Source organism: Microbacterium kyungheense, from assembly GCF_006783905.1.
GTDB lineage: Bacteria > Actinomycetota > Actinomycetes > Actinomycetales > Microbacteriaceae > Microbacterium > Microbacterium kyungheense.
In genome coordinates this window covers 48,634-74,422 of record NZ_VFPE01000004.1, presented here as the reverse complement: position 1 = coordinate 74,422, position 25,789 = coordinate 48,634, and the positions used below count along the sequence as shown (strand labels likewise).

Annotated in this window: 24 protein-coding genes; 12 read left to right on the top strand and 12 right to left on the bottom strand. The window is 69.0% G+C overall.

Going from position 1 to position 25,789, the window contains the following annotated elements; all coding sequences use genetic code 11:
- Positions 1 to 46: 46 nt before the first annotated feature.
- On the bottom strand, positions 47 to 1,447 hold the full coding sequence (locus tag FB391_RS14100) for an MFS transporter (RefSeq protein ID WP_246093529.1): 1,401 nt from the start codon (positions 1,445 to 1,447) through the stop codon (positions 47 to 49).
- 113 nt (positions 1,448 to 1,560) lie between these two features.
- Here FB391_RS14100 and FB391_RS14095 point away from each other — a divergent pair, with 113 nt between their 5' ends.
- Positions 1,561 to 2,736: a glycosyltransferase gene (locus tag FB391_RS14095; protein WP_185843102.1), complete on the top strand. Its 1,176-nt coding sequence runs from the start codon at positions 1,561 to 1,563 to the stop codon at positions 2,734 to 2,736.
- A 41-nt stretch (positions 2,737 to 2,777) separates the two neighbouring features.
- Here FB391_RS14095 and FB391_RS14090 read toward each other — a convergent pair whose 3' ends face one another.
- From FB391_RS14090 to FB391_RS14070, 5 genes are read right to left on the bottom strand one after another with little or no spacing between them, the layout of a single operon-like run.
- Positions 2,778 to 4,043 carry a kynureninase gene (locus FB391_RS14090; RefSeq protein WP_141895359.1) on the bottom strand — a complete coding sequence of 422 codons (1,266 nt, stop codon included), beginning with the start codon at positions 4,041 to 4,043 and terminating at the stop codon, positions 2,778 to 2,780.
- Positions 4,030 to 5,010 (bottom strand): amidohydrolase family protein, encoded by a 981-nt coding sequence (locus tag FB391_RS14085; protein WP_141895357.1) that lies wholly within the window; start codon positions 5,008 to 5,010, stop codon positions 4,030 to 4,032. Before FB391_RS14085 ends, FB391_RS14090 begins: the two co-directional genes overlap by 14 nt.
- The gene (gene kynA / locus FB391_RS14080; RefSeq protein ID WP_141895355.1) at positions 5,010 to 5,858 is read right to left on the bottom strand and encodes a tryptophan 2,3-dioxygenase; all 849 of its coding nucleotides are present in this window, start codon (positions 5,856 to 5,858) and stop codon (positions 5,010 to 5,012) included. Before kynA ends, FB391_RS14085 begins: the two co-directional genes overlap by 1 nt.
- 50 nt (positions 5,859 to 5,908) lie before the next feature.
- Positions 5,909 to 6,511 (bottom strand): flavin reductase family protein, encoded by a 603-nt coding sequence (locus FB391_RS14075; protein ID WP_141895353.1) that lies wholly within the window; start codon positions 6,509 to 6,511, stop codon positions 5,909 to 5,911.
- A 42-nt stretch (positions 6,512 to 6,553) separates the two neighbouring features.
- A complete protein-coding gene (locus FB391_RS14070; protein WP_141895351.1) occupies positions 6,554 to 6,811 on the bottom strand; it encodes a glutaredoxin family protein in 258 nt (85 codons plus the stop codon).
- 146 nt (positions 6,812 to 6,957) lie between these two features.
- On the opposite strand from FB391_RS14070, the gene FB391_RS14065 reads away from it, so the two are divergent.
- Both FB391_RS14065 and FB391_RS14060 read left to right on the top strand, forming a co-directional pair.
- Positions 6,958 to 8,100, top strand: coding sequence for a glycosyltransferase (locus FB391_RS14065; protein WP_141895665.1), 1,143 nt, complete (start codon positions 6,958 to 6,960; stop codon positions 8,098 to 8,100).
- Between the two features lie 6 nt (positions 8,101 to 8,106).
- Complete coding sequence (locus FB391_RS14060) at positions 8,107 to 9,333, top strand: acyltransferase family protein (protein ID WP_141895349.1); 1,227 nt, start codon at positions 8,107 to 8,109, stop codon at positions 9,331 to 9,333.
- Positions 9,334 to 9,335: 2 nt separating this feature from the next.
- On the opposite strand, the gene FB391_RS14055 is transcribed toward FB391_RS14060, so the two are convergent.
- The gene (locus tag FB391_RS14055) at positions 9,336 to 10,544 is read right to left on the bottom strand and encodes a glycosyltransferase family 87 protein (RefSeq protein ID WP_141895347.1); all 1,209 of its coding nucleotides are present in this window, start codon (positions 10,542 to 10,544) and stop codon (positions 9,336 to 9,338) included.
- Positions 10,545 to 10,716: 172 nt separating this feature from the next.
- On the opposite strand from FB391_RS14055, the gene FB391_RS14050 reads away from it, so the two are divergent.
- The 4 genes from FB391_RS14050 to FB391_RS14035 are packed head-to-tail and all read left to right on the top strand — an operon-like array spanning position 10,717 to position 15,038.
- Positions 10,717 to 11,826 carry a glycosyltransferase gene (locus FB391_RS14050; protein WP_246093527.1) on the top strand — a complete coding sequence of 370 codons (1,110 nt, stop codon included), beginning with the start codon at positions 10,717 to 10,719 and terminating at the stop codon, positions 11,824 to 11,826.
- On the top strand, positions 11,819 to 12,673 hold the full coding sequence (locus FB391_RS14045; protein ID WP_141895345.1) for a phosphatase PAP2 family protein: 855 nt from the start codon (positions 11,819 to 11,821) through the stop codon (positions 12,671 to 12,673). Before FB391_RS14050 ends, FB391_RS14045 begins: the two co-directional genes overlap by 8 nt.
- A gap of 59 nt (positions 12,674 to 12,732) precedes the next feature.
- Complete coding sequence (locus tag FB391_RS14040; RefSeq protein ID WP_141895343.1) at positions 12,733 to 14,442, top strand: polysaccharide biosynthesis tyrosine autokinase; 1,710 nt, start codon at positions 12,733 to 12,735, stop codon at positions 14,440 to 14,442.
- Positions 14,439 to 15,038: an arsenate-mycothiol transferase ArsC gene (locus FB391_RS14035; RefSeq protein ID WP_141895341.1), complete on the top strand. Its 600-nt coding sequence runs from the start codon at positions 14,439 to 14,441 to the stop codon at positions 15,036 to 15,038. Before FB391_RS14040 ends, FB391_RS14035 begins: the two co-directional genes overlap by 4 nt.
- Here FB391_RS14035 and FB391_RS14030 read toward each other — a convergent pair whose 3' ends face one another.
- The 5 genes from FB391_RS14030 to FB391_RS19715 form a co-directional block, all read right to left on the bottom strand.
- Positions 15,039 to 16,184 (bottom strand): glycosyltransferase family 4 protein, encoded by a 1,146-nt coding sequence (locus tag FB391_RS14030; RefSeq protein WP_185843100.1) that lies wholly within the window; start codon positions 16,182 to 16,184, stop codon positions 15,039 to 15,041.
- Positions 16,184 to 17,500, bottom strand: coding sequence for an O-antigen ligase family protein (locus FB391_RS19720; protein WP_185843099.1), 1,317 nt, complete (start codon positions 17,498 to 17,500; stop codon positions 16,184 to 16,186). The genes FB391_RS14030 and FB391_RS19720 overlap by 1 nt, the downstream gene beginning before the upstream one ends.
- A gap of 70 nt (positions 17,501 to 17,570) precedes the next feature.
- Complete coding sequence (locus FB391_RS14025; RefSeq protein ID WP_185843098.1) at positions 17,571 to 18,575, bottom strand: glycosyltransferase family 2 protein; 1,005 nt, start codon at positions 18,573 to 18,575, stop codon at positions 17,571 to 17,573.
- A gap of 1 nt (position 18,576) precedes the next feature.
- Entirely contained in the window at positions 18,577 to 19,737 is a 1,161-nt protein-coding gene (locus FB391_RS14020; protein ID WP_185843097.1) for a glycosyltransferase family 4 protein, read from the bottom strand.
- Positions 19,737 to 20,588, bottom strand: a complete 852-nt coding sequence (locus tag FB391_RS19715) for a hypothetical protein (RefSeq protein WP_185843096.1) — start codon at positions 20,586 to 20,588, stop codon at positions 19,737 to 19,739. The genes FB391_RS14020 and FB391_RS19715 overlap by 1 nt, the downstream gene beginning before the upstream one ends.
- A 90-nt stretch (positions 20,589 to 20,678) precedes the next feature.
- Between FB391_RS19715 and FB391_RS14015 the strand changes: the two genes are divergently transcribed.
- The 5 genes from FB391_RS14015 to FB391_RS13995 all read left to right on the top strand — a co-directional run bounded on the left by FB391_RS14015 (position 20,679) and on the right by FB391_RS13995 (position 25,761).
- Positions 20,679 to 21,605 (top strand): glycosyltransferase family 2 protein, encoded by a 927-nt coding sequence (locus FB391_RS14015; protein WP_141895333.1) that lies wholly within the window; start codon positions 20,679 to 20,681, stop codon positions 21,603 to 21,605.
- Positions 21,606 to 21,682: 77 nt separating this feature from the next.
- Positions 21,683 to 22,894, top strand: coding sequence for an ABC transporter ATP-binding protein (locus FB391_RS14010; protein ID WP_141895331.1), 1,212 nt, complete (start codon positions 21,683 to 21,685; stop codon positions 22,892 to 22,894).
- Positions 22,891 to 23,712, top strand: coding sequence for an ABC transporter permease (locus FB391_RS14005; RefSeq protein ID WP_141895329.1), 822 nt, complete (start codon positions 22,891 to 22,893; stop codon positions 23,710 to 23,712). The genes FB391_RS14010 and FB391_RS14005 overlap by 4 nt, the downstream gene beginning before the upstream one ends.
- Positions 23,713 to 23,716: 4 nt before the next feature.
- Positions 23,717 to 24,766 carry a glycosyltransferase family 4 protein gene (locus tag FB391_RS14000; RefSeq protein ID WP_185843095.1) on the top strand — a complete coding sequence of 350 codons (1,050 nt, stop codon included), beginning with the start codon at positions 23,717 to 23,719 and terminating at the stop codon, positions 24,764 to 24,766.
- A 95-nt stretch (positions 24,767 to 24,861) separates the two neighbouring features.
- Positions 24,862 to 25,761: a GT-D fold domain-containing glycosyltransferase gene (locus FB391_RS13995; protein WP_141895325.1), complete on the top strand. Its 900-nt coding sequence runs from the start codon at positions 24,862 to 24,864 to the stop codon at positions 25,759 to 25,761.
- Positions 25,762 to 25,789 lie beyond the last annotated feature (28 nt).

The window sequence follows — 25,789 nt, the reverse complement described above, 5'->3', positions numbered from 1 at the left end:
CAGAGGTGGTGCGACTCGGTATCAGTGGATGCCGCCACCCGCCGTGTCACCCCAGGTCGATGTCGTCGCGCCGCAGCGGGTACCGGGCGAGCGTCACGAGGCTGACCGCGATCAGCACGGCGGGCACCAGGCTGAAGCTGACGACGATGCCCGAGACGGCGGCATCCGGTTGCTCCACGACCTGCCCGGCGGCGCGCGAGACGTACCCCGTCAGCGCCAGGATCAGCGACAGCGTCGTCGCGCCCAGCGCGAAGCCGACCGTCTCACCCGCCGTCCAGACGCCGCTGAACTCGCCGGCCCGCCCTGGCCCGTGCGAGCGCTCGTCGTGCGAGATGACGTCGGGGAGCATCGCCATCGGGAGTGACTGCATGCCCGCGTACGCGATGCCCGCGATGCCGACGGGGACGTAGATCCAGTCGCCCGGCGCCCACAGCACCCCCAGGATCGACAGCGCCGCGACGCCGAACACGACGCTCGCGATCGCGAACGTGCGCTCCTTGCCGATGCGCCGGGCGACGACGCCCCAGCCCGGCGCAGCCAGCAGCGCCGGTGCGATGAGCGCGACGAACAGCAGCTCGACCGCGGCCTCCGAGTGCAGCACCCAGGTCGCCACGTACTGCGCGCCGGCGAGCATGAGTCCGGTCGCGAGCGCCTGCAGCACGAACGTGGCGAGCAGCATCCGGAAGGGCCGGCTGCGCCGGAGGGCGTGGATGCCGGCGGCATAGTGCTCGCGGATCCCGGCCTTGTCGCCCACGGGCGCCGTCGCGGGCGCGGCGGCCGGCGCCGCGGCCGCACGTCGCGCAACGGTCGTCGACACCAGCATCCCGAGTCCGATGACGACGCCGCACACGATCCCCATCACGAGATAGCCGACGACGGGATCGTCCGACACGCGACGCAGCGCCGGACCGCCCGCCCCGAAGAGGAGGATCGCGAGCGTCAGCACCACGACGCGCCAGGTCAGCAGCCGGGTGCGCTCGTCGTACCGCGGAGTCAGCTCCGCGGGCAGCGCGATGTACGGCACCTGGAAGAGGCTGAAGGCCGTGGCGGTGAGAGTGAAGGCCACCAGCACCCAGATGCCGGCGGCGATCGGTCCGAGCGCCGGCGGCACGGCGAACGTCAGGGCGAACAGCACGGGCAGCGCGCACGCGCCGATCAGCATCAGCCGGCGCCGGCTGCCGTGCCGCGCGAGGTCGTGGTCGGTGAGCGCCCCGATGACGGGATCGATGATGACGTCCCACACCTTGGCGATCGTGATGACGGCGCCGGCCGCCAGCGCCGCGACGCCGAGCGAGTCGGTGAGGTAGTAGGTCAGGACGAGCCCCGGCAGGGTCGCGAAGCCGCCCGTGCCGAGGGACCCGGTCGCGTAGCGCGCGATCGTCCCGGCGCCCAGGCGCGAAGAAGTGGATGCCGCGGCTTCGGGTGCCGCCGGAGCCTCATTGCTCATCGCGCCAGTGTAGGTCAGCCCTCGAGGCGCCGCGGGGCGCACAGGCCGTATGGTCGGAGCGAGGCGCGCGCGAGCGCGCGGGAGGGGTGGCGTCGGCCGTGCGAGTGCTTGTCGTGGATCACACTGCACAAGAGGGCGGCGCGGAATCCGCATTGCTCCGCGTCGCCCAACGGATCGGCGAGGCCGACCTCACCGTGCGGGCGCTCCTGTTCGAGGACGGCCCGTTCCGCGAACGCCTGACCTCCGCGGGCATCACGACGGCGATCCTGAGTTTGGACTCGCACACGAACCGGACGTCGCGCGACCGCGTCCTGAGCCCGGTCACTGCGCTTCGCACCGCTGCGGCGACCCTCGGGTTCGTCCCGCGCCTCGTGCGCGGGATCCGTGGTTCGCAGTGCGACCTCGTCGTCGCGAACTCGCTGAAGTCGGCGGTGCTCGTGTCGCTCGCGGCGCCGCTCGCGGGTCGGCGGTGGGTGTGGCACCTGCACGACCGACTGGCCCGTGACTACCTGCCCGGTCCACTCGTCCGGCTCATGCGTGTCCTCGCGCTCGCGGGGCCGCGACGCATCGTCGTCAACTCCGAGGCCACGCGGGACACGCTGCCTTCGCGCGCCCGGCGCAAGGCAGTGATCGCCTACCCGGGTCTGCCTCCCGAGGCGTTCGAGGTCGCCGAGCCCGACGTGCACCATCCCGTCGTGACGGTGATCGGCCGGATCAGTCCGACGAAAGGTCAGCGGGAGTTCCTCGAGGCGGCTGCGGCGCTCGCCCAGACCCGGCCGGACGTGCGCTTCCGGATCGTCGGGGCTGCACTGTTCGCCGAGCAGGAGTACGCGGACGCCCTGCCCGCGCTCGCCGAACGGCTCGGCCTGGACAGCAGCGTCATATTCACGGGCTGGGTGTCCGACCCCGGTGCCGAGCTGCGCGCATCGACGGTGCTGGTCCACGCGTCGCCCGTACCCGAGCCGTTCGGCCAGGTGGTCGCTGAGGCGATGGCCGCCGGCATCCCCGTCGTCGCCTCCGACGCGGGCGGCGTTCGCGAGATGCTCGTGCCCGACGGAGGGCGGGAGGACGCACCGGCCCCGGTTCGCACGACAGAACTCGGCGTGCTTGTGCGGCCAGGCGACGCATCTGCTCTCGCGACGGGCATCACGCTCGTCCTGCAGGATCCGGATGCCGCTGCGCAGCGCGCACGCGCGGCCCGCGCCGTTGCCGGCGCGCGGTTCGGCATCGACGACACCGTCGCCGTGATCCGCGAGGCGTGGCTTACGGCCGCGCCCGGCCATCGTTGATCAAGCGACGACGGTTCCCTGGCAATCGCCGGAGCCGCGGATCAGGCTTCCGCTTGCGCAGCTGACACCGCCACCGCGACCGATTCCAGCCCGGCGAGGGTCTCGGCGAACGACGTCGACAGCGGCGACAGGCCGATGCGCAGGCCGCCCGGGTCGCGGTAGTCGGGGATGACGTCCTGCGTCCACAGCCGTGCGGTCACGGCGCGCATCGCGGGATGCGACAGGGTCACGTGCCCGCCGCGCGCCGACGGGTCGCGCGGCGACGCCACGGTGACGCCGAGCGGGGCGAGCTGCGCGTCGGCCACGCGGACCGCGAACGACGTGAGCGCCACGGACTTGTCGCGCACCGCCTCGATCCCGACCTCGTCCAGCAGCGCGAGCGTGTCCTGCATCGCCAGCATGCCGACGATCGGCGGCGTGCCCGAGAGAAACCGGCGCATCCCGTGCGCGGGTCGGTAGGCCGGCCCCATCGCGAACACGTCGTCGGCGCCCATCCAGCCCTGGATCGGCTGCGCGAGGCGATCCTGCAGCCGCGTGGCCAGGTACGCGAAGGCCGGCGACCCGGGACCCCCGTTGAGGTACTTGTAGGTGCACCCGACGGCGAGGTCGAACTCCCACGCGTCGGCCTGCACGGGCACCGAACCGGCGGAGTGGCACAGGTCCCACACGATGAGCGCGCCGGCGTCGTGCGCGATGCGGGTGAGGGCCGCGGCATCCGCGAGGTATCCGGAGCGGTACGCGACGTGCGACAGCACGACGACCGCGGTCGCCGGCCCGACGGCGGAGCGCAGCGCGTCGGCGTCCACCCCCGCGTCCAGCGGGGCCTCGACCCAGCGCACGCGCCCGCCGCGCTCGGCCGCGATGCCCTCGACGATATAGCGGTCGGTGGGGAAGTTGTCCCGGTCGACCACGATCTCGACGCGGGCGGGGTCGGCGGCCACGGCGGCGTCGAACGCGGCGCGCACGAGCTTGTACAGCAGCACGGTGGTCGAGTCGCCGATCACCGTCTGGCCCGGCGCCGCACCGAGGGCGGTGCGGCCGAGTGCGTCGCCGATGTCGAACGGCAGCTGCATCCACGATTCGTCCCAGCCGCGGATGAGGCGGCCGCCCCACTCCTCCTGCACGAACCGCGCGAGACGTCCGGCCGTCGCCTGCAGCGGCCGCCCGAGGGAGTTGCCGTCGAAGTAGACGAGGGATGTCTCGGCGCCGACGAAAAGGTCGCGTCGATCGCGCAGTGGGTCGGCCGCATCGAGAGCGGATGCCTCGTCCGCGAGCGTCTTGACGGCGAGGGGGTCAGCACTCGTCATGGATGAGCTCCTCGCTGGGCACGACGGTGGCGCCGCGCAGCCAGGCGGCGACCTCGTCGAGTCGCGTGGGCGCATCGCCGGGTACGAACGTCGAGACGCCCGACGGCGGCGCCGCGGCCGGCCACGGGTCGGCCATCGCGGCGATGAGCGCCGCGCCGCGCACGCCCGCCCGGTCGAGCTCGGCGACCTCTTCGGCGACGACGCCCACCGGCCGGTCGCCGTTGCCGAGGTCGGTGCCGTACAGCACGCGTCCGCCCGCGGCGGCGAACCCCGCCAGGTTGAGCCGGGCAGCCTCCGCGGCTTCGGCGTCGCCCTCGTGGATCGCGAGGGTCGAGATCCACACCTGTCCCGCGGCGACGGCATGCGCGAGGAACGCGCGGCCGACGAAACCGCTGAACGGCGTGTGCGCGAACGCGTCGACGCCGGCGGCGGCGGCGAGCTGCGGCATCCCGTCGCCTTCGGCGTGCGCGACGACCGGGAGCCCGCGGTCGTGCGCCGTGGCGATGATCGCTTCGAGGGTGCCGGCGTCGGGGACGGGACCGGTGACGCTGTTGAGCGCGACCTTGATGACGGATGCCCCGAAGGACGCCTGCTCGTCGACGGCCGTCGCGGCGCCGCCGGGAACGCCGGGGTGCGTGGAGGCATCGACGATCTCGCGCACGATCTGCGGCGGCGCCCACGGCCGCCCGGCGGGATAGCCGCCGGGGGCGGTGAGGAAGGCGCCGGCATATGCCACTCGGGGAATGGAGTCCGCAGGCCGCTGGGCGAGGCCGACCGGGTCGCCGCCGAGGTCGACGACCGCGGCGATGCCGCCCGGCGCGAGAGCCTGCTCGTCGATGAGGTGCAGGTGCACGTGGTGGTCGGTGAACGGCGGCAGCGACACCCCGTGCTCGCCCGTGATCGCCCGGCGGCAGAGGGCGGCGTCCGGGCCGAGCAGTTCGCGCAGCGCGAAGGGATCGCCCGGCATCACAGCTCCGTCCGGACGGCGTACAGCTCGGGGAAGAACGTGAGATCGAGCGCGCGCTGCAGGAACGGCACACCGCTGGAGCCGCCGGTGCCGACCTTCAGCCCGATGATGCGCTCGACGGTCTTGAGGTGGCGGAAGCGCCACAGCTGGAAGTTGTCCTCGAGGTCGACGAGCTCCTCGCACGTCTCGTACGCCGCCCAGTGCGTCTGCGGGTCGCGGTACACCTCGGTGAAGACGGGCACGAGCTCGGGAGTGTACGTCCACGCGGTCGTGACGTCGCGTTCGAGCACCGACGCCGGGATCGGGTATCCGGTGCGCGCGAGCAGCCGCAGGAACTCGTCGTACAGGCTCGGGGCCTGCAGCGCCTCCTCGACCAGGTTGTGGGCGGCCGGATCTGCGGCGAACACCCGCAGCATGGCGGCGTTCTTGTTGCCGAGCGTGAACTCGACCGCCCGGTACTGCGCAGACTGGAACCCGCTCGCGTTGCCGAGCACCCCGCGGAACTGGGCGTACTCGGCGGGCGTCAGCGTCGCCAGCACCGACCACTGCTCGGTCAGCGTCTTCTGGATGTGCTTGACGCGGGCGATGCACTTGAGCGCCGGCGCGAGCTGGTCCTCGCGCAGCAGCCGGCACGCGGCGCCGAGCTCGTGCAGGACCAGCTTCAGCCACAGCTCCGTGGTCTGGTGCTGCACGATGAACAGCAGCTCGTCATGGTGCTCGGGATCGCTCAGCGGCCGCTGGGCCGACAGCAGCGTCTCGACATCGAGGTACCCGCCGTAGCTCATGCGGTCCTGGAAGTCGGTGACGACCGATCCCTCGATCTCGCGGGTGTTGCGTTCGACGCTCACGGCTTCAGCCTAATGAGCGCGGGCACCGTGGCGGCAACAGGTCGATCGCGTCAGTCCTGCGGGGCGATGTGCGAGTGGTCGCCGAGGCGATGCCAGGCGCGGTTGTAGTAGACGAGAGCGTCGCCCGGCTGCCCGGGCTCGACGTCTCGGGCGATCGCGGACTGCAGAGCCTGCGCGGCGATGACCGTGGAGCCGCCGGCCTCCATCCGGCTCACGACGGCGCACCGAACCCACGCGCGCACCCCGAGAAACAGAGGTTCTCCTGTCACCAGCCGTGTCCACATCGTCACGTCCGAGAACCGATCCACGCCACGGGCGGCTCCCAGCCGCGCGAGATCGAGGTCGTTCGCGTCGAGCAGGTGAACGACGATGCTGTCCGCGTTCGCGATCGCGGGTGTGGACGACGAGAGCGAGGACAGCGAGAACACCAGCAGCGGCGGGTCGGCGCTCACCGATGCGACAGAGGTCGCAGTGAGCGCGACCGGCCCGTTCTCACCTTCGGCCGTGATGACCGCTACGCCCCCCGGATGTCCGCGGAACAGCGACTTGAAGTCGTCTGCCGACAATGACTGACCCAAGCTGCGCGTCGACGATTCTTCCCCCGTGTGATCCGCCGGATCGACGAATTCGGGGGTGCTCCCCAAGCTCCCCATGGATCGACGGTACCAGCCGACCGCCGATCGGTCACCTCAGGATTAGATCAGCGACAGCTCGCGGAGCTTGGCTTCGACGTCGGCATTCGACGGCTCGACGTGGTGCGAGGCGTCGGGGTAGACCACGACGGGGATGTTCGTGCGGCCCGAGATCTCGCGGGCGACGTCGGCGGCAGCGGGGTCGACGACGAGGTCGACGTAGGTGTACGAGATGCCGAGCTCGTCGAGCTGCTTCTTCGTGCGGATGCAGTCACGGCACCAGTCGGCGCCGAACATGGTGATCGTCGAGGGGGAGGTCATGACTCCATTCTCCGGGATGGAACCTGGGCGAAGGGTCCACGGCGTTGTACACGGGCAATTCATAACCGCCGGGCATTTCGTGAGGCGTGCCCGGCGTGCGACGATGGTTCTCGCGCCATTGGGGAGGCGCAGCCGGAGGGACCGCCATCGACCTTTCGATCATCGTTCCGACGTACAACGAAGCTCCGAACGTCGCGGAGCTGGTCCGTCGTGTCACCGACGCGGTACAGAGTCGGCAGACCGAGATCGTGTTCGTCGACGACAGCACGGACGACACCCCCGACGTGATCCGGGAAGTGGCGGAGACGGCCGGTGTATCGGTCCGGCTCATCCACCGTGACGAGAAGACCGGCGGCCTCGGCGGTGCGGTCGTCGAAGGACTCCGCCAGGCGCAGTCCGACCTCTGCCTGGTCATGGACGGTGACCTGCAGCATCCGCCGGAGAAGATCCCCGACGTGCTGGAGCGGTTCGAGCGCGGCGACGTGGATGTCGTCGTCGCGTCCCGCTACGTCGGCGGCGGCACCGCGCACGGACTGGCCGACAGGACGCGCGTCCTCGTGTCGAAGGCGTCGACGGCGCTCACGAAGGCGATGTTCCCTGTCAAGCTCCGCGACGTGACCGACCCTATGACGGGGTTCTTCCTGATCGACCGTCGGACGGTCGACCTCCAGACACTCAAGCCGCGCGGTTTCAAGATCCTGCTCGAGATTCTCGCTCGCAAGCCCTTTCGCGTCGCCGAGGTGCCGTTCGATTTCGCCGACCGGCACGCGGGCGAGTCGAAGGCGTCACTCGGGCAGGGGATGCACTTCGTCGCGCAGCTCACTGCACTCCGATTCGGCAAGATGTCGCTGTTCGCGCTGGTCGGGGGACTCGGCGCTGTCGCCAACGTCTTCATCGTGTGGGCGCTCACGCAGCTGGGGGTCGACTATCTGGTCGCGGCGATCGTCGCCGCGGAAGTGACGATCATCGGCAACTTCCTGCTCATCGAGCACTTCGTCTTCCAGGACATGCGGGGGGCGGCCTCGGGGGTGTGGATACGTTTCGCGAAGTCGTTCGCGTTCAACAACGCCGAAGCCGTCGTCCGCATCCCCGTCGTCGCGCTGATGGTCAGCTCCGGGCACGTGTCGGCCGTTGTCGCCACCGCGATCACTCTCGTGGTCGCGTTCTTCGTGCGCTTCGTCTTCCACTCGCTCGTCGTCTACGCGCCGAAGCGGACAGGCAAGCACTCGGTCGCTCGTGAGGTGCTGGAAGAGATGGATGAGCAAGCCCTGCAGCCCGGCGAGCTCTGAACAGCCGTGACGCAGTCGCAGGCATCGCGTACGACGCCGCACTCGGGCGAACCGGGCGGCGGAATGCGGCCCGAGATCCAGGCGCTGCGAGCCGTCGCGGTCACGCTGGTGCTGCTGTTCCACCTGTGGGAGTCGCGCGTTCCGAGCGGATTCATCGGCGTCGACGTCTTCTTCGTGATCTCGGGCTTCCTGATCACGACCCAGCTGCTCCGTGAAGTGGAGCGCACAGGATCCATCAGGCTGCTCGACTTCTGGGCTCGCCGCATCCGCAGGCTGCTGCCGGCCGCGTTCGTCGTGATCGCCGTGACGATCCTCGCCGTGACGGTCGTTCTGCCGCAGTCTGCGCGAACGCCGAGCCTGCTCGAGGCGGCCGCCAGTGCCCTCTACGTCGAGAACTGGGCGTCGATAGCGCGTCACCTCGGGTTCCTGCCGTGGGTGGACTATCCGCTGCCGGTGGAGCACTTCTGGACGCTGTCGGTCGAGGAGCAGTTCTACCTGGTCTGGCCCATACTCATCCTCGCCGGCCTCGGCATCGCCGCAGTCGGAGGCCGCCGTCGTGGGATGACCCGGGGCCGCCTGCAGATCGTCGCCGTCGTCATGGTGTGCGCGCTGCTCCTCTCGTTCGCGTACTCCCTCTGGCTGACGCTTCGACACCCCTTCCATGCCGAGCGCAGCACGCCGTCGGTCGTGTGGGAGTTCGCGGCGGGTGGACTGCTCGCCCTCGTGCCGAGGCTGCCGGAGCTCCGCCTTCGCGCGCGCGTGATCGCCGCGATGCACTACGTCGCGTCGTGGGGCGGCCTCGCGATGATCGTCGGCGCCGCGCTCGTTCCCGAACTCATGCTGCATCCGGCTCCGGGGGCGCTGCTCCCTGTGGCCGGAACGGTCCTCGTCATCTGGGGCGAGACGAGACGGTCGTGGCTCAGTCCGACGCGCTACGGCTCAATGAGGCCGGTCCAGTTCGTCGGCGACGTCTCATACGGCATCTACCTGTGGCATCAGCCGATCTACGTGCTCGTGCTCCTGAGCACGGGCACCAATGTCAGATCGGTGGGAGCCCTCGCCGTGGTGGCGGCGTCGATCCTGCTCGGATATCTCTCCAAGCGGTTCATCGAGGACCCGTTCCGTACCTCTGCGTTCTGGAAGCCGCTGCCACGCACCTACGGATTCGCCGCGGGCGGGATGCTTCTCATCGCCGCGCTCGCGGCCGTGGCCATCGCCATGTCGGGCGGCTGATCTCAGACGACCACGGCCTCGTCGTGGATCTCGGACACCCTCGTCCGGCGGTCGAGTCGGGCCGACATCGTCACCGACACGGCCAGCGCGGCGACCGACGACAGCACGACGGCGATGTACTGCGGTGTGCTCTGGCCGAACTGGTTGTCCAGCGGCGGCAGACGGAAGACGATGACCCACCACACGGCGAGCATCGCGACGGCGAGCAGAGAGTCGATCCGCCGCGTGCCCTTCAGCGCGTGGGCGACCCATGTCCAGAGCAGTGGGAGCGCGAGCAGGAAGTACCACAGGTGGCACACCGGGATGAGGAGCACGACCCCTGTCGCGATGTTCCACATCGACAGCGCGTCGTCGCCGGGGCGACGCAGCGCGATGACGATGAGCGTGACCACGACGGCCGCAAGCAGCCACGACACCGCGGTGCCCAGTGCCGGAGCCGCGAACAGCGGGTCGAGTGCGGGCGACTGCGTGAAGAGGTGTCTGCCGAACCCCCACACCGAATAGGCGACGAGGTCCTGCTCGCTGAGGGTGAGGGTCCGATCGATCCACTCCGCGAAGATGCCCGGACCGTGAACGACGAGTGTGAGCAGGAGGAGGGTCGCTCCGGTGGTGACCGTGGCGACGATGAGGCGGGCTCGGTGCGCCACGCCGCGGCGGAACATCCACAGCCCCAGCCCAACAGGCCAGCTCTTGATGATCGCGCCCATGGCGAGCGAGACACCGCTGGCGACCTGCCGGTTGCGCGACGCGAAGAACACCGCGAGCGCCGCCACGAGAGGCAGGAACGGATCGGTCTGCCCCAACCACAGATCCAGCGACAGCAGCGGGCTGTAGAGGGCGGTGACGAGCCCGACACCGGCGAGCAGCGGACGCTGCCACCAGGACAGCGCGTGCCAGAAGGTGGCGGTCACGGCCGCGACGGCACCCCAGAGCGACGCGATGGAGGCCGCGGTCCACGGGCCCACCGCTGCATCGAAGTCCGGAAACGGCAGGAGCAGCCACGCGACGAAGGGCGAATAGACGTAGCCGAACTCGGTGTACGGGCTGCGCCCGTGGCGGATGTGGTCGGCTGCGGCGACGAAGGTGCGCAGGTCCGTGCCGATGTCGCTGCCCACCGCGTCGCGGTAGCGCTGAAGGCTCAGGTACAGGGCCACGGCGGCGACCGCGACCCACATCAGCAGTGCGACGACACGCCTCGCAGTGGTTCCCATTCGGCTTCTCCCCAGAATGCCTCGGCGACCAGGCCCCACGACCAGCCGTGGCAGAAGACTAGCCCACTGGTGCGCGCCGCCTCACGGGCCGATATCCTGACCGGGTACCGGCCTCGGGGATGCCGGTCGCGGGGTGATTCGTCGTCCCGAACCGTCGTGGAAAGTGGGCCACGTGAACATTGCTCTCGCGCATGACTACGTGACGCAACGCGGCGGCGCCGAACGCGTCGCCCTGGCGATGATCCGCGCGTTCCCCGGCGCACCGCTGCACACGACGCTGTACGACCCCGCGGGGACCTTCCCCGAGTTCGCGGATGCCGACATCCGGACCATGCCCATCGACCGCTGGGGCGTGCTGAGGCGGAATCATCGCCTCGCGCTGCCGTTCCTTGCGCGGGCGGTCTCTGGATATCACGTCGGCGCCGACGTGCTCCTCGCCAGCTCCAGCGGCTGGGCGCACGGCATCCCCACCAGCGGACGAAAAGTCGTGTACTGCCACGCGCCCGCCCGCTGGCTCTATCAGTCCGACCGCTACGCCGGACGAGAGGATGCCGGTGCTCGCGGCCGGGCAGTGCGAGCCGCGATCGGCGTGCTCGGTCCCGGGTTGCGTGAGTGGGATCAGGCGGCAGCGCACAGCGCAGATCGGTACCTGGTCAACTCGACGGTGGTGCAGGCCGCTGTCCGGGAGGCGTACGGCATCGAGTCGGAAGTGCTCGCTCCGCCCCCGGCGCCGGTCGCCGCAGGCGACGCCGAGCCCGTTTCGGGTGTCGGGCGGCCGTTCGTCCTGTGCGTCGCGCGCCTGCTCCCGTACAAGAACGTCGACCACGTGATCGAGGCCGTCGCCGCGCTGGGAGGCACGGAGCTCGTCGTCGTCGGCGACGGACCGGAGCGAGCGCGGCTCGCGGAGCTCGCCGCGCGCACCGGGACCACCCACCTCGTCGGTCGCGTCTCGGACGCTCAGCTGCACTGGCTCTACCAGAACTGCGAGGGGCTCGTCGCGGCTTCCTATGAGGATTTCGGCCTGTCGCCGCTGGAGGCGGGATCCTTCGGCAAGCCGACCGCCGCATTGCGCGACGGCGGCTACCTCGACACGGTGGTCGAGAGGACCAACGGGGTGTTCTTCGACGGGCCGGATGCCGAGGCGATCGCAGCCGCCGTGCACGACATGCTGCGCATATCGTGGTCGGCATCAGCGATCCGCGACCACGCCGGCGGATTCTCGGAGGAGCGGTTCGCGGCGCGCCTGCGCGCGGTCGTCGCGGAAGAAGCGGCGCGTGTCTGACGCCGGTGCGGCCAATCGTCCTCGCCGGTTCGCGATCCTGGCATGCTGGTACGCCGCAGGATTCGTGGCTCTGTACGCGACGGCGATCGGCACCTCGCTCGGGCAGTTGATCGATGCCGGCTCACTCGGCGTGATGAGCTGGCTTCGCAGCGACGCATGGCTCGCGTTCTACGACGGGCGCGATGTGGTGCTCTATGGGGTGCTGGGCGCGGCGGTCGTCGCCGCCATCGGGGCAGTCGTGGATCGCCGGATCCCCCCGGTGGTCTATGCGGCGCTGCTCGTTGGCCTCACGGCCTTCGCCTCGATCCTCATGAAGGAGCTCCTGCCGCGGCCGTACTTCGGCGACTTCGCCTACGCGCACAACACCTTCCCCAGCGGTCACACCGCGATCACCCTGGCTGCGGCGATCGCGACGATCTGGTGTCGACCGCGATGGATGTCGCGTGTGCTGGTGCTCGTACTCGGCGCGCTCGTCTCGTTCGTCGCCCTCGCGTCGGTGCTGTCCTTCGCGCATCGTGCGAGCGACAGCGTGGGAGGCGTTCTGCTCACGGGGGCACTCTCGTGCGGGCTGGCCGCGGTGGCCCGCGCGACGGCTCCGCCGCCGTCCCGGGCGCGCAGAGTCACGGCCGTGAGCGCTCTGGTGGCGATGGGGGTGGCAGCCGTGTACCTCGTCGCGGCCGTCGGCTTGCTCGGCGACGGAGACCGCACGACACAGTTGGCCGTCGCCCTGATCCTCGGCACGCTCGGGGCCGTCGTCTCGGTGTTCGCCGTGCATCGACCCTTCCCCGTGAGGGTCGAAGATGTGCAGCCGCTGAACCGCAATGACGCATACGACGAAGGCCTGTAATCTAGACCACGTGCGTCCCGTGGTAGCCAGGGGCCACCAAGGCCTATGGGGGACAGCTTTTGACGCTCCGACAGATTCTCGATGTGCTGTGGAAGCGCTGGTGGATCATCGTCGCCGTCACGATGATCGCGCTCCTCACGGCGTTCGCGTATCTGCAGATCCGGACGGTCACTTACCAGAGCCAGGCGGTCATCCGGCTCAGTGATGTGGTCTCCGAAGGCGCCGTCACCGGAAAGGTCGGCGGGGTCGCGGTGGACGTGGGCCTCGAAGCGGCGGCGTCCTCCGCCGTGATGGATCCCGCCGCTGAGCAGACCGGCGACGACCCGGACACCCTGCGGGCCGCGGTATCCGGACAGGTCGATGATTCCAGCGCGCTCGCTCGTGTGATGATCACGGCGACCGGATCGACCCCCAGCGAATCGCAGGCAAGAGCCGCGGCACTCGCCTCGTCCTACTCCGCGTACGTGGACGCGCAGATGGCTTCGGCCCTCACCACGCTGCAGCAGCGGCAGACCGAGGCGATTCAGACTGCTCAGACGCTTCAGCAGACGGTTAAGGACAACCCCGGGGACTCGATCGCTGCGACGAATCTCGCCACTGCGCTGTCGAAGATGACGTCGATCAACCTCGCCATCGAAAGCGTCAACGACGCCGGTGCGGCCACGGCGGTCGTGGCCAACCCGCTCCCGGGCGAGTCCACGGTGCCTTCGACCGTCATCGTGCTGCTGCTGGCGCTCGCCACCGGCCTGATCGTGGGCATCGCCGCCGCCCTCATCCGCGACCAGTTCGACAATCGCCTGCGCGGCGAGGACGAGATCGAGGCGATCGCCGACACGCGTTCACTCGGCGAGCTCAACTGGGACCGCGGCGTGTCGAGCATGAAACCGCCGCTTCCCGTCTCGCGCAATGAACGGACCGATCTGAGTGAGCGACTGCGTACGCTCAGATCCACCCTGCAGGTGTTCCTGCCGCCACGTGAAGCGGTGGTGGTGATCACCAGCGTGGAACCCGGCGACGGCAAGTCCTTCGTGTCGGCGAACCTGGCGATGGCGTGGGCGCGCGCGGGCAAGAGTGTGATCCTGGTGGGCGGTGACCTGCGCCGGCCGGACCTCGGCCGCTACTTCGACGACGCGGCAGACGGCGAGGGGTTGTCCGACATTCTGCAGGAGCATGAAGTGGGGGAGCCGCTCGAACCGCGAGCGGTCGACGCGCGACTGAACACCACCCGGTATCGCCGTCTCCGGCTGCTGCCCGCAGGCGCTGAACCGCCCGACCCGGCAGATCTTCTGGCGCACCCGGTCCTCCGTGATGTCGTCATGCATCTGCGCGGTCTCGCTGACATCGTCATCATCGATTCGCCTCCCGCGATGGGCATGGCGGATGCCGCGCTCCTCGCGCTGCAGTCAGACGGGGCTGTCGTGATCTCGTCCATCCGCAGGACCGACCGGGTGATGCTCGCCGACGCGGTCGCCGCGCTGCGGGCGGCCGGAGCCGAGGTCATCGGCGTCGTGGCGAACCGTGGGCGCCGCAAGCTGCCCAAGACGTACTCCGCCTACTATGTGTCGGCGCGTTCGACCGAGCCGACGACCCCGCGTCCCGAGACCGCCGATGTCGCGCCCGGGACGGTCGAGGAGCTTCGACGGCTCCTCAACACGTCGTCTGAGACAGCTTCACCGCATAATGGCACACCGGACCGGGCCAGCAGGAACGCCGAAGCCAGGGCAGCAGTCTCGGGTGCTGAGCGGAAGAGCCCCAGCGACGCGTCATGACGGCATCCCCCGACCACGCGTTTCCGTTGGGTTCGCCCGAGCCTGTCCCTGGGGTCACGCAGATCCTGATGGTGTGCCAGGCCAACCGTTGCCGGTCGCCGTTCGCCGCCGCGATCGCGCGTCGACTCGCCGATGATTCGCTCGCTGTCTCATCCGGTGGCCTCATGCCCGGTGGCCACCCCATGCCGGTTGCGGGGATCGAGACGGGCGCGATGCTGGGTCTCGACTTCTCTTCGCATCGAAGCCGAGAACTCGATCGGACCGACCTCGACGGATTCGACCTCATTCTCACGATGGCCAGGTCGCAGGCCCGCGAGCTCGTCGCCGACAATCCGGCCCTCATTGGGCGTATCTTCACTCTCAAACAGTTCTCGCGGTGGATCGGTGAACACCCGAAGCCGCGACGCATGGTGCTCGGCAGCTGGCTCGACAACGTCGAGCAGAATCGTTCGCGCACAGACTTCCTCGGCGAGGATGAGGCCGACGACATCATCGATCCCATTGCCTCACCGGTCCCTGAATGGATTCGGATGGCGAGCGAGATGACGGGTCTTCTCGTGCCCATCGTCGATGCGCTCGGCTCGCGACGAGACTGATCAGCCGATCTCGTCGAGCACGGCGCGCAGCTGCTGCCACGAACGCCGCCACGAGCGCTCCTCCGCGCGTCGGCGGGCGCGGACTCCGAGGGTCTCGCGCCAGGCGTCGTCGTCGATGACCGAGCGGAGCGCCTGGGCCAGTGCGGCCGGGTCATCCGCAGGGATCAGGATGCCGGCATCGCCGAGCACGCTGGGAATGCCCCCCACCCTGCTCGCGACGGTGGGAAGCCCGGTCGCCATCGCCTCGGCGACCGTGAGGCCGCTGGGTTCTGCCCATCGGGATGGTGCGACGAAGACGTTCGCGGATCGCAGGAGCGGCGCGAGGGCGTCCCGGTCGGCGAACGGCCGAAAGGTCACCGTGCCCTGCACGGCTGCCGCCAGTGAACGAAGCTGTTCCTCGTATGGCGACTTTGCCGCTCCTGCATCGAATCCCTGGCTTCCGACTATGACGATCTCGACGTCGTCACGTGCCAATTGAGCAGCAGCGCGAAGGAGGACGTCCGGGCCTTTCTCGGGGACGACGCGGCCGACGAACATGACCCGTGTGCTGTCGCCCGGCTGCTGACCGTCGCCGGGCCGGAAGGTTTCGGTGTCGACGCCGTTCTCGACCACGCGGATGCGGCGGGCGACCCCCGACGATACGCGACTGGCGATGCGGGTGGCGAGGTCGTCGCTCACGGCCACGATCGCCGTTGCCGGTTCGAGCGCCCGCGTCGCCTCACGGGTGGACATCCCTCGCGGGAGATCGTTGTGTGCGTAGAACACGGAAGCGTGCGATGTGGACGAGAGCATCCGGGGCAGGATGGGGGCGTTATGGGCGACGACGACGCCGGAGGGCAGATCGCGCACCGCATCGACGAGCGGCCGGTACGACCGCTGCGCGCGCACGCGCGGCATCCCCACGCGTGACAGGCCGAGATCGAGCGCACGCTCCCAGGACGCTGGGTAGCCGGCGCCGACATACTCGATGGCCTCCGCGCTCTCATAGCGAGGACGATATGTCGATCCGTCGACGAGCACGCTCTGCAGATAGTCCTTGTCGCCGCAGGCCGCCCCGGCCAGGCCGTGCACGACCGTGGGAATCGCTGAGCCGGTCCGGGGCGAGAAATGATCCCCCGGCGTGAGCGCGTGAATGATCCCTCGCATCAGATCCGCACACCGCGGGTGCGACGCCACACCGTCTGCACGGGATGCGGTGTCCGCACGATGCCTTCTGCCCGGTCGCGCTCCTGGATGCCGTAGCAGATGCCCGCGATGATCCACAGCAGCGAGGCGTGGCCGGCGACCCAGTAGAGGTCGAACTGGCCCTGCGTGAACTTGGCGGCGACGACGGCGAGGCCGAGTGTGCCGTATACGGGGTTCATTCGTGCGAGAAGCCAGAGCGCCCCGACGAACATCCCGAGAAAGCCGATGAGTCCGAGGACGCCGACGGTGGTGAGGACTTCGAGTTCGGCGTTGGGCGGCTGGAATCCACCGAATCCGGTGTGCCAGGTGGTCCACCATCGGTGCCCCACGCCGAAGAGGGGCGACTGCATCCAGACCGTGATGGATGCCTCGTACCACGTGAGTCGCTGCACCGCTGAGCTGAAAACGTCGTCCGAGGCGAGCTGCTCGGCGACCTCCTGATAGACGAAAGCGCCGACGGGGATGAGGACGAGCCACATCCAGCGCGACCGTTTGCCGTTGTGGAATCGCGGCCGCAGCCCGATGATGAGCACGCCCACCAGGCCCCCGACGATCGCCTGGCGGGACTGCGCGGCCGCCATTCCGAGTCCGCAGATGATGAAGGCCGTCCAGGCCGTCCAGGGCGACCAGCCCAACCACGGCGGGTTCGCGAACGCGACGACCAGCCCCACCATGAGGAACGCGCCGATCGCATTCTTGTGGAAGATCCCGAGATACACGGGCTGGAACCCGTTGGTGAGGGCAGTGAAGCAGGCGAGGGCGCCGATCACGACGCAGACCGAGACGTACAGGCCGAGCGCCAATCGGGCGTGCCCCTCTCGGCCGATCACGAATCCGACGAGCATGGCTCCGAGCACCAGGACGAGCTCGTGCGCCCACTCGATGTAGTTCTCTGCGTAGCGGTTGAGGATGAGTTGCGGCATCGTCACCGCAAGGTAGAAGATCCCGGACCACAGGAGTGGTTGCATCGTGATCACGCCTCGCCCCCGCAGGAGCAGCAGCGCCGTCAGGACCGCGATGCCTAGGAGGAGGTCGGACCCGCTCATGGGCCCGACCCTCATCACGACGAAGACGCCGGGTACGGCGAGCACCGGCACGAGCGACATGTCGATCGCGGCGACGGCGACGAACAGCACGCCCAGTGCGAGCAGGACAGCCTCGTCCGGTAGCCGGACGCTTGCGATGCCCATGCTGACGCCGAGCGCGACGATCGCGGCACCCCCCAGGACGGTGCCACCGAGTCGCCGGAAGGTTCGTCCCGAGGGCGCAAGGCTCACGCCCCTATCGTACGGTCGTTGATCTCTCGGCGGTGACTCCGCCGCTGCGCCTGGGCCTCGCGCGTCGTCGTCAGGGCGTGCCCACGCCGGCCCGCCTGTCACGGCGCCGGCCGTCCAGCGCCGCCCAGATGCCGGCGATGAGCCCCGCGACCTCGACGACCGACCGGGTGAGGATGATCGGCGACGTCAGCCGGCGTGAGAGGCTCGCCCGGTTGCCGTCCTCGCCGATGCCCTTCCCGATGAGTCCGGTCACGAGCCTGAAGTAGTGCCCCTGTGCCTGGAGCGCCGTCACGTAGTAGCGGCGCAGATACGGCGTGCGCCACCCGAACACGCGTGCCAGCAGCATGACGTGGTTGCGTCGCGAGTAGTACAGGTAGCGTCGATCGAACCGCTGCCCGCCGATCTGGTAGGGCGCCGCGACGTGTCGCACGAGAACGCGAGGGTCGTAGATGAGCTGGTGTCCGGTCGCGGTGAGTCGCAGACAGGTGTCCGACTCTTCGCGGAGACACGTGCCGGGGTAGTTGCCGCGTATACCGCCGATCGCCTCCAGCGCAGTGCGGCGATAGGACTGGTTCGCACCGAGAAAGTGATCGACCTTGACGCGACGCTGCGGGTCCGCCGCGAAGTACCCCGTGAGATCGCCGTTGGGAAGCAGGCGCCCGATGCTCCCGATTCCTTCGGTGCTCTCCTCCGGTCTCCCGTTGTCGGCGCGCCCGCCCACACCCGAGACCGTCGGATCCGCATAGGCGCGCGTGAGCTGCACGAGCCAGTCGCGCGCGACGTAGGCGTCGTCGTCGATGAAGGCAACGACCTCGCCCGTCGCCGCCGCCAGACCGAGCTGGCGTGACTCCGGCATGGTCCCCCGTCCGAGACTGTGCCGGATGTAGTCGACGCCCGCGTGCTGTGTCTCGATCAGTTCGCGTGTGCGGTCGTCGGGTGATCCGTCGACCACGATGACCTGATGCGGACGCTCGGTCATCTCATCCAGATGACTCAGGCAGTCCGCCACATACTGAGGGCGGGCGAAGGTGATGATCACGACCGACACGGTCGTGACGGGGGGAGTCGTCGTCATATCAGCTCCTCGGCTCAGCATCCACTGCCGGCTTGCCCGCGACCACACTGCAGAGGACGTCCTCATAGGCATCCGTCACGTGGTCCCACGTGTATCGGGCGACCGTCCGGCGCCCACCGGCGCCCAGGGCGGCCCGCAGCTCGGAATCGGTCGCGACCTTCGCCAGGAGCGCGCCGAGCTCCGCCGCATCGCGCGGGTCGAACAGCAGACCGTCGACGCCGTGGGTCATGAGGTCCGCAGGGCCGCCGTGCCGCGTCGCGAGCACCGGGATACCGGATCGCCAGCCCTCGAGGATCACGATGCCGAACGCCTCGACCCGGCTGGGCACGACCTGTGCGAGCGCACCGTCGAGGAGAGTTCGTACCTGCGCCCGACGGAGTGACCCGGTGAACGTCACGCGCGGCGCGATGCCGCGTTCGAGCGCTCGTGCCTCGAGACGCGAGCGCTCTGGTCCGTCGCCGGCGATGACGAGTCCGGTATCGCCGAGTTCGGCAGCCGCCAGCGCGAAGGCGTCGATCAGGACATCGAATCCCTTGTTCTCGACGAGTCGGCCCACACCGGCGATGTAGCGCCGGGGCAACGGGTCGGGAATCTGCTCGGCATCCGTATCCGGATCGATCCCGTTGCCGACGATCGTCACCGGTGCATGCGCGCCGAATCGATCGAGGTCGTCGGCGGCATACGGCGAGCACGACGTCACGGCCTGAGCCTGCCGCAGGGCGGTGCTCAAGGAGCGGCGCAGCAGCCGCGACGAGGCGAAGGCGTCATGTGCGTCCATGAACGTCTCGCCGTGATTCGCATAGACGAGAGGCACGCCGGCACGCTTGGCGAGAGCGGTCGCCCACGGACCGTTGGAGCCGAAGCACTGCACGACGATGACGTCCGGGGCGTCGCGTCGGAGCGCGCTGCGCCATTTCGATCGTGCGCCAGGGAGCGCTCGTGCCCAGCGAAGCACGCCGCCGACCGATCGGCTCGGCAACGGCGTCGGCAGATATCGCAGCGGGTGGCCGTCGTCTTCTGCGGGAACGTCGTCCTGCTGGTCGACGGCCCACACGACGACCTCGTGCCCGCGGGTGCGCAGCCGGCGCGCAAGATGGAAGACGTGCTCCTCGACGCCGCCGAGGCGCGGCAGATAGGAGCTCGCGACGAGGGCGACACGCATCAGACGCCTTCGTCCGGGAAATCGAGCACGCGACTCAGCCGGTACTGCCGCCACTTCCGCGCGAAGGGCGTCTTCAGCACCGTCGACTTCGGTCGGCGCGTCGCGTGCAGCCACAGGCCGTACTTGCCGCTCTTGCGCCACTCGTCGGAGTGGCCCGACCAGCCCACCTTGCGCGCGATGTCCTCGGCGGAACGCACCCAGCTGTAGTGGAGCACGGCGGCGTCGGCAGGAACGACCTCGTGCACGATCGTCTCGGGCGGACCCGCAGGGTCGGTGTTCCACGGCCGGACATCGGCTCGGTAGAGCGGGGAGCCGGTCTGACGGGCGAGTTCCAGGACCGTGCCGGCACGTACCGCCAGGGGGCCGGGGAACGAGCATGCCAGGCGCCAGAGTCGCGTGCTCGCCTCGAGGAAACGGCCGGGCTGCACGCGCGTGTAGAGCCAGCGTGCGGGGTAGTCCATCGCCCATGCCCCCGATGCGTCCGCCCGATCGAGCACTCCGAGGAAAACGTCGGTGCGAGGCATGACTTCGTCGGTATCAAGCTGAAGCACCCAGTCCGCACCCTCGGATGCCTGGGCGAGTGCGGTCTGTCGCTGGTGGGTGTCGTTCTGGAGCGAGTTGAACTCCGGGCGTGCGAAGTGACCCGGGCGGTAGTCGCACTTGCCCTCGGTGTCGAGCTTGCGGATGATCTCGAGGCAGTGCTCGAGGGGGAGCGGCGTGCCCGTCCACGACTTCGCGTTCTCGTCGTAGGACACGACGATCCGATCGACGATCGAGTAATAGGAGCGCACGCTCGGACCGAGGAATGCCGGATCGGCGAGCATGATGTAGGCGTTGAGTCGCATCTCCACGGTCTCGTCGGCGGGTGTCGGACGGGCGGTCCCGATCCTACCGGGGCGTGGGGATCCAGTACTGTCGGTGCCAGGCGCGAGGGAGACGACATGAAGGCGGGTTGGCCCCTCGTGAGCGTCGTGATCGCGACGAATCGCGACTCGCCCTACTTCGCGCAGGCAATCGACTCCGTCGTCGCACAGACGTATCCGGACTGGGAGATCGTCGTCGTCGACAACGGCGTTCCCGACGGGGACGCCCTTGCCGCGACCGTCGGGAAGGCGCCGCGGAGCCGCGTCGTGCGGGTGCCGTCGTCGGGGACCGTCTCACTCGCGCGGAACGCGGGCGTCGCCGTGGCGGCAGGGGAGCTGCTGGTCTTCCTCGATGACGACGACAGCTGGCACGAAGACCGGCTGCGACTGCAGGTCGACGCGCTCGCCGCCGACCCCGCTGCACCGGCGTCGTATTGCGGCGGATGGCACATGGATGCCGCATCCCGTCCTTTTGCACCGTCGTGGCCGGCGCACCCGGCGACGGCGGTGGAGATGCTCGCGGGGCGTTCCCGGATGCCGCACATCTGCGGGGCGATGATGATCCGTCGCGACGCGTACGCACGCGTTGGCGGCTTCAGTCCCGAGCTCACGATGCTCGAGGATTTTGAGCTCGCTCTGCGACTGCTCGGGCTCGGCGACTTGGTCTGCGTGCCGGACGAGCTCGTCGGGTATCGGCGCCACGACCGCAATGCGACCAACACAGGATTCGAGAACATCCGCTTCCGGCGGGCGGCGATGGACGGCATCCTCTCCCGCCACGCCTGGGCCGCCGCGGTGCGGGGCGATGTCGGCACGGCGCGCCTGCTGCGGGAGCATCGATCGCGCGAGCGACGGCGGGCGGCGAAGGAGGCGGCGTCGATGACGCTCGCCGCGCTGCGCCGCGGCCGGACGACGGACGCACTGCAGGACGCGCGCTGGGGACTCGCCCACGAGCCGGCGGTCTACGTGGCCGCGATCGCGGGACGTGTGGCGGGACGCCGGTGATCGCGGGCCCGATGATAGCCTTTATCGGCATTGCGTCCCGTGCGTGACGCTGGCGTGTCTTTGGGGGATGAAGCCGAATGGTTGACAGCGCGATCACGGTTTCGAACCTGTCGAAGTCGTACCGCATCCAGGTGGCCGGCGAGCGGGTGGACCGCATCACCACCGCCGTGCTCAATAGGATCCGGCATCCCCTGACACGGACCCACCACGAGGACTTCCACGCGCTGACGGACATCTCGTTCGAGATCCCGTGGGGTGAGGCTGTGGGCATCGTCGGGCGAAACGGCGCCGGCAAGAGCACGCTGCTGAAGATCCTCACCCGGATCACGGCGCCCACGGCAGGCGTCATCGACCTCGGTGGGCGGGTTGGGTCGCTGCTCGAGGTGGGGACCGGCTTCTCGGGCGAGTTGACCGGCCGCGAGAACATCTTCCAGAACGGCGCGCTCCTCGGCATGAGCCGCAAGGAGATCAAACGACGGTTCGACGAGATCGTCGACTTCTCGGGCGTCGAGAAGTTCCTCGACGTCCCTGTCAAGCGATACTCGTCGGGCATGTACGTGCGCCTGGCCTTCTCCGTGGCCGCTCACCTCGACACCGAGATCCTGGCGATCGACGAGGTCCTCGCCGTCGGAGACGCCGAGTTCCAGCGCAAGTCCCTCGCAAAGATGCGCGATGTCGCACGCGACGGCCGCACGGTGCTGTACGTCAGCCACCAGATGAACACCGTCACGGCGCTGTGCACGTCGGCCATCTTCCTCGACAAGGGGCATCTCGGGTACCACGGTGGCGTCGAGGGCGCGATCTCGCACTACCGCGACACCTTCGAGAAGTTTCAGACGCAGCAGCAGGATGCCGCGGCGCGTCCGGGCACCGGCTGGCTGCGGCTGACACGCGTGGCCGTGACCGAGCAGACCCAGGAGCCCGCGGACGAGAAGGTCATCGAGTTCAACGTGGGAAAGAACCCGACGCTCGTCGGCAAGTACTTCGTCTCTGCGCACATCACGGATGTCAACGGCGCCGTCGTGGTGCAGTGCGATTCGCGCCTCACCGGACACTGGTTCGACCCTGAGGAAGACCAGTCCGGTGTGCTTCGAATCAAGAACCTGTGGCTCAAGCCCGGCCGCTACACGGTCGACATGTTCGTCTGCCAGGCAGGCATCCACGATGCGTGGGAGGGCGCCGAGGTGATCGAGGTCGTCGAGCACAGCCCATATCCCGAGCTCGCGAGCGAAGAGGCTCTCTCGCACGGGATGGTCCTCGCCGATTTCGATTACGAGGCCGCTCGATGAGTCGCACGATCATCACGCCCCCCGGGCGCTTCAACATGCCGGACTGGCGCGAGGTCTGGGCTGCGCGAGAGATCTTCGTGCGGTTCGGGCAGAAGGAGATCCTGCTCCGCTACCGCCAGACCGCGGTCGGCGTCGCCTGGGTGTTCGTGCAGCCCCTCGTCGCGGCGGGGGTCTTCACGATCGTGTTCGGCGGGATCGCGCAGCTCCCGAGCGGTGGCGTCCCCTACTTCATCTTCGCGTTCGCCGGCCAGATGGCATGGTCGCTCTTCAGCAACATCATCAGTCGCGCCTCCAACTCGCTCGTCGCAAACCTTGCGCTCGTGCAGAAGGTCTTCTTCCCGCGCATCATCGTGCCGCTGTCGGTCGTGACCTCGATCCTGCTCGACTTCGCGGTGAGCTTCGGGCTCTTCGTCGTGCTTCTGCTCGTCTTCGGCATCAACCCCGGGTGGCCGATCCTTCTGCTCCCTGTCTGGGTTCTCCTGACCGTGCTGCTGGCGATGGGCATCGGCCTTGCGGCATCGTCATGGATGGTCAAATACCGGGACGTTCAGTATTTCCTGCCGTGGCTGGTTCAGATCCTCATGTATGCCTCCCCGGTGGCCTATTCGATGGAGGCGGTCGAAGAACGCGGCCTCGCCTGGCTCTTCAACCTCAATCCGATCACCTGGCTCATGGAGGCCTATCGCTGGTCGCTGCTCGGCCAGAGCGCACCTGCGCCGTGGCAGGTGCTCGCGCTCGCCGTGGCAGCGCTCCTGTCTATCACCCTCGGCGTCCTGTCGTTCCAGCGTAATGAACGACTCTTCGCCGACGTCATCTAGTCGCATGTCTGCCATCGACTCCCGTCCGCTGCGGATCGCGATGATCTCGTACTACCTGCCGGGCGGGAGCAAGATCGGTGTGGGGTACCAGGCGCACGAGCTCGCGAACGCGCTCGTCCGTCGGGGTCATCATGTGGACGTGTTCTCGGCGTGTGCGCCGGGCGAGGGGGCGGAGTACGGTCATCGCGAGCTGCAGCTGACGGGGTCGCTGCAGACATTCCGGTTCGCGTTGGCCCTGCGTCGCGTCGACTATTCCGGCTACGACGTCATCCATGCGCACGGCGACGACTACTGGCTGTGGCGTCGCCGCGCACCCATCCATGTGCGCACGATGCACGGGACCGGCTTCGAGGAGGCGCTGCGCATCCCGGGGGCGAAGGAGAAGCTGCGGATGCTGCTGCTCGGCCTCACCGAGGTGCTCGCGTCGCTCGTGGCCGACGTCACTGTCGCGGTGTCGCCGCAGACGCGACGGTGGATGCCGTGGGTGCGCCGCGTCATCCCCAACGGTGTCGACACGAGTCGCTTCCGGCCGGCTCCAGGCGCGCAGGGAGACGTGCCGACCGTCCTGTTCGTCGGGACATGGGGCAACCGCAAACGCGGAGGGGCACTGGCACGTGTGTTCCAGAGAGACGTTCTTCCGGTCCTTGCCGATGCCCGGCTCGAGATGGTCTGCCGGGACGCCCCCGCCGATCCCGGTCCCGGGGTGTCGGTGCTCGGGGCGCTCAGCGATGCCGAACTCGTGCACGCTTACCAGCGCGCCTGGGTGTTCTGTCTGCCGTCGGAGTACGAGGGCTTCGGCATCCCGTACGCCGAGGCGATGGCGTGCGGGGTGCCGGTCGTTGCGACTCCGAACATCGGCGCACGCTACGTGACCGACGAGGGGCGCGCCGGCGTGCTGAGCGATCTCGACTCGATCGGTGCGGCGCTCACGAGCGTGCTCACCGACGACGTGGCGCGGGGGAAGCTTGCCAGAGCGAGCCGCGAGCGCTCTGAGGCGTTCGCACTCTCGTCGGTCGTGGACCGGTATGAGGCCCTTTACCGCCGCGACGGCTGAGCCTCGTCTGCGGGTTCGGCGGGCTCGCTGTGCGGGCGGATCCGCGGCTCAAGAAGCCCTGCTGGCTGGCTATTGTGATTGCGAGGGGAGCGCCCGTGACGTACTACATCCTTCTGGCTCTGGCGAAGCTCATTCCCGGCAGAGCGCGTCGGCAGCGGTTCATCGATGCGATACGTCCGCGGTTCAGCGTGAAGGCGATCGTCGAAGCGGCGCTGGCGGAGCAGCGGGCATCCCTCGAGGCGGTCATCTACCGGACGCAGATGGTCGAGGCGCCCGCGACCATGACAGTCGACCAGACTGTGGATGCGCTGATCGATGGAAAGTCGATCGCCCGCTTCGGTGGAGGAGACCTGTCGACGATGGACGGGTGGTTCGACACGTTCCAGACCCCGGGACCCGAACTGAGCCGACGCCTGACGGAGGTGCTCGTGTCCGACGAGCCGGATCTGCTCGTCGGCATCCCGGGTTTCGCCTATGACCTGAGCCCCGATCTCGCCGACGGGATGAGGGACTACTACCTGCGCTGGGCGCTCCACATGCGCCGGATCCTGAAGCCGCACCTGCGAACCGACCGGATGTACGCCGCCACCGAGGTGTCGATGGCGCACGGTACGTTCGGTCCCGGATTCGATCGACACGCCTACTTCGAGAAATGCCGGCGGATCTGGGACGGCCAGAGAGTCGTCCTGATCCATGGCGACGGCATCTTCGATGGCTTCACCCACGACATCTTCGACAACGCCGCCTCCGTCGACCATGTGCTGGCGCCGAAGCAGGACGCCTTCGAGCAGTACGACGACATCCTGCGCAGGGTGCTCACGGCGCCGAAGGACAGCCTGGTGATCGCGATCCTCGGCCCGACGGCGACGGTGCTCGCCTACGATCTTCACCGGGCGGGGTATCGCGCCCTTGATCTGGGCCACATCGCCAAGTCCTACGAGTGGTGGCTGAACGAGAGGACGACGGCGAGCGAAGCGTTCTTCGCCGCTGATTGAGCCGCGGCCCGGCTCTCGGCCGGCACCG

Coding starts and splice junctions, on each gene's coding strand:
- FB391_RS14090 (WP_141895359.1), bottom strand. CDS start 4,043: ATGACGAGTGCTGACCCCCTCGCCGTCAAGACGCTCGCGGACGAGGCA.
- FB391_RS14055 (WP_141895347.1), bottom strand. CDS start 10,544: ATGGGAACCACTGCGAGGCGTGTCGTCGCACTGCTGATGTGGGTCGCG.
- FB391_RS14000 (WP_185843095.1), top strand. CDS start 23,717: ATGTCTGCCATCGACTCCCGTCCGCTGCGGATCGCGATGATCTCGTAC.
- FB391_RS14075 (WP_141895353.1), bottom strand. CDS start 6,511: ATGGGGAGCTTGGGGAGCACCCCCGAATTCGTCGATCCGGCGGATCAC.
- FB391_RS14030 (WP_185843100.1), bottom strand. CDS start 16,184: ATGCGAGGGATCATTCACGCGCTCACGCCGGGGGATCATTTCTCGCCC.
- FB391_RS14100 (WP_246093529.1), bottom strand. CDS start 1,447: ATGAGCAATGAGGCTCCGGCGGCACCCGAAGCCGCGGCATCCACTTCT.
- FB391_RS14015 (WP_141895333.1), top strand. CDS start 20,679: ATGAAGGCGGGTTGGCCCCTCGTGAGCGTCGTGATCGCGACGAATCGC.
- FB391_RS14025 (WP_185843098.1), bottom strand. CDS start 18,575: ATGACGACGACTCCCCCCGTCACGACCGTGTCGGTCGTGATCATCACC.
- FB391_RS14085 (WP_141895357.1), bottom strand. CDS start 5,010: ATGCCGGGCGATCCCTTCGCGCTGCGCGAACTGCTCGGCCCGGACGCC.
- FB391_RS14070 (WP_141895351.1), bottom strand. CDS start 6,811: ATGACCTCCCCCTCGACGATCACCATGTTCGGCGCCGACTGGTGCCGT.
- FB391_RS14020 (WP_185843097.1), bottom strand. CDS start 19,737: ATGCGTGTCGCCCTCGTCGCGAGCTCCTATCTGCCGCGCCTCGGCGGC.
- FB391_RS14010 (WP_141895331.1), top strand. CDS start 21,683: ATGGTTGACAGCGCGATCACGGTTTCGAACCTGTCGAAGTCGTACCGC.
- FB391_RS14035 (WP_141895341.1), top strand. CDS start 14,439: ATGACGGCATCCCCCGACCACGCGTTTCCGTTGGGTTCGCCCGAGCCT.
- FB391_RS14005 (WP_141895329.1), top strand. CDS start 22,891: ATGAGTCGCACGATCATCACGCCCCCCGGGCGCTTCAACATGCCGGAC.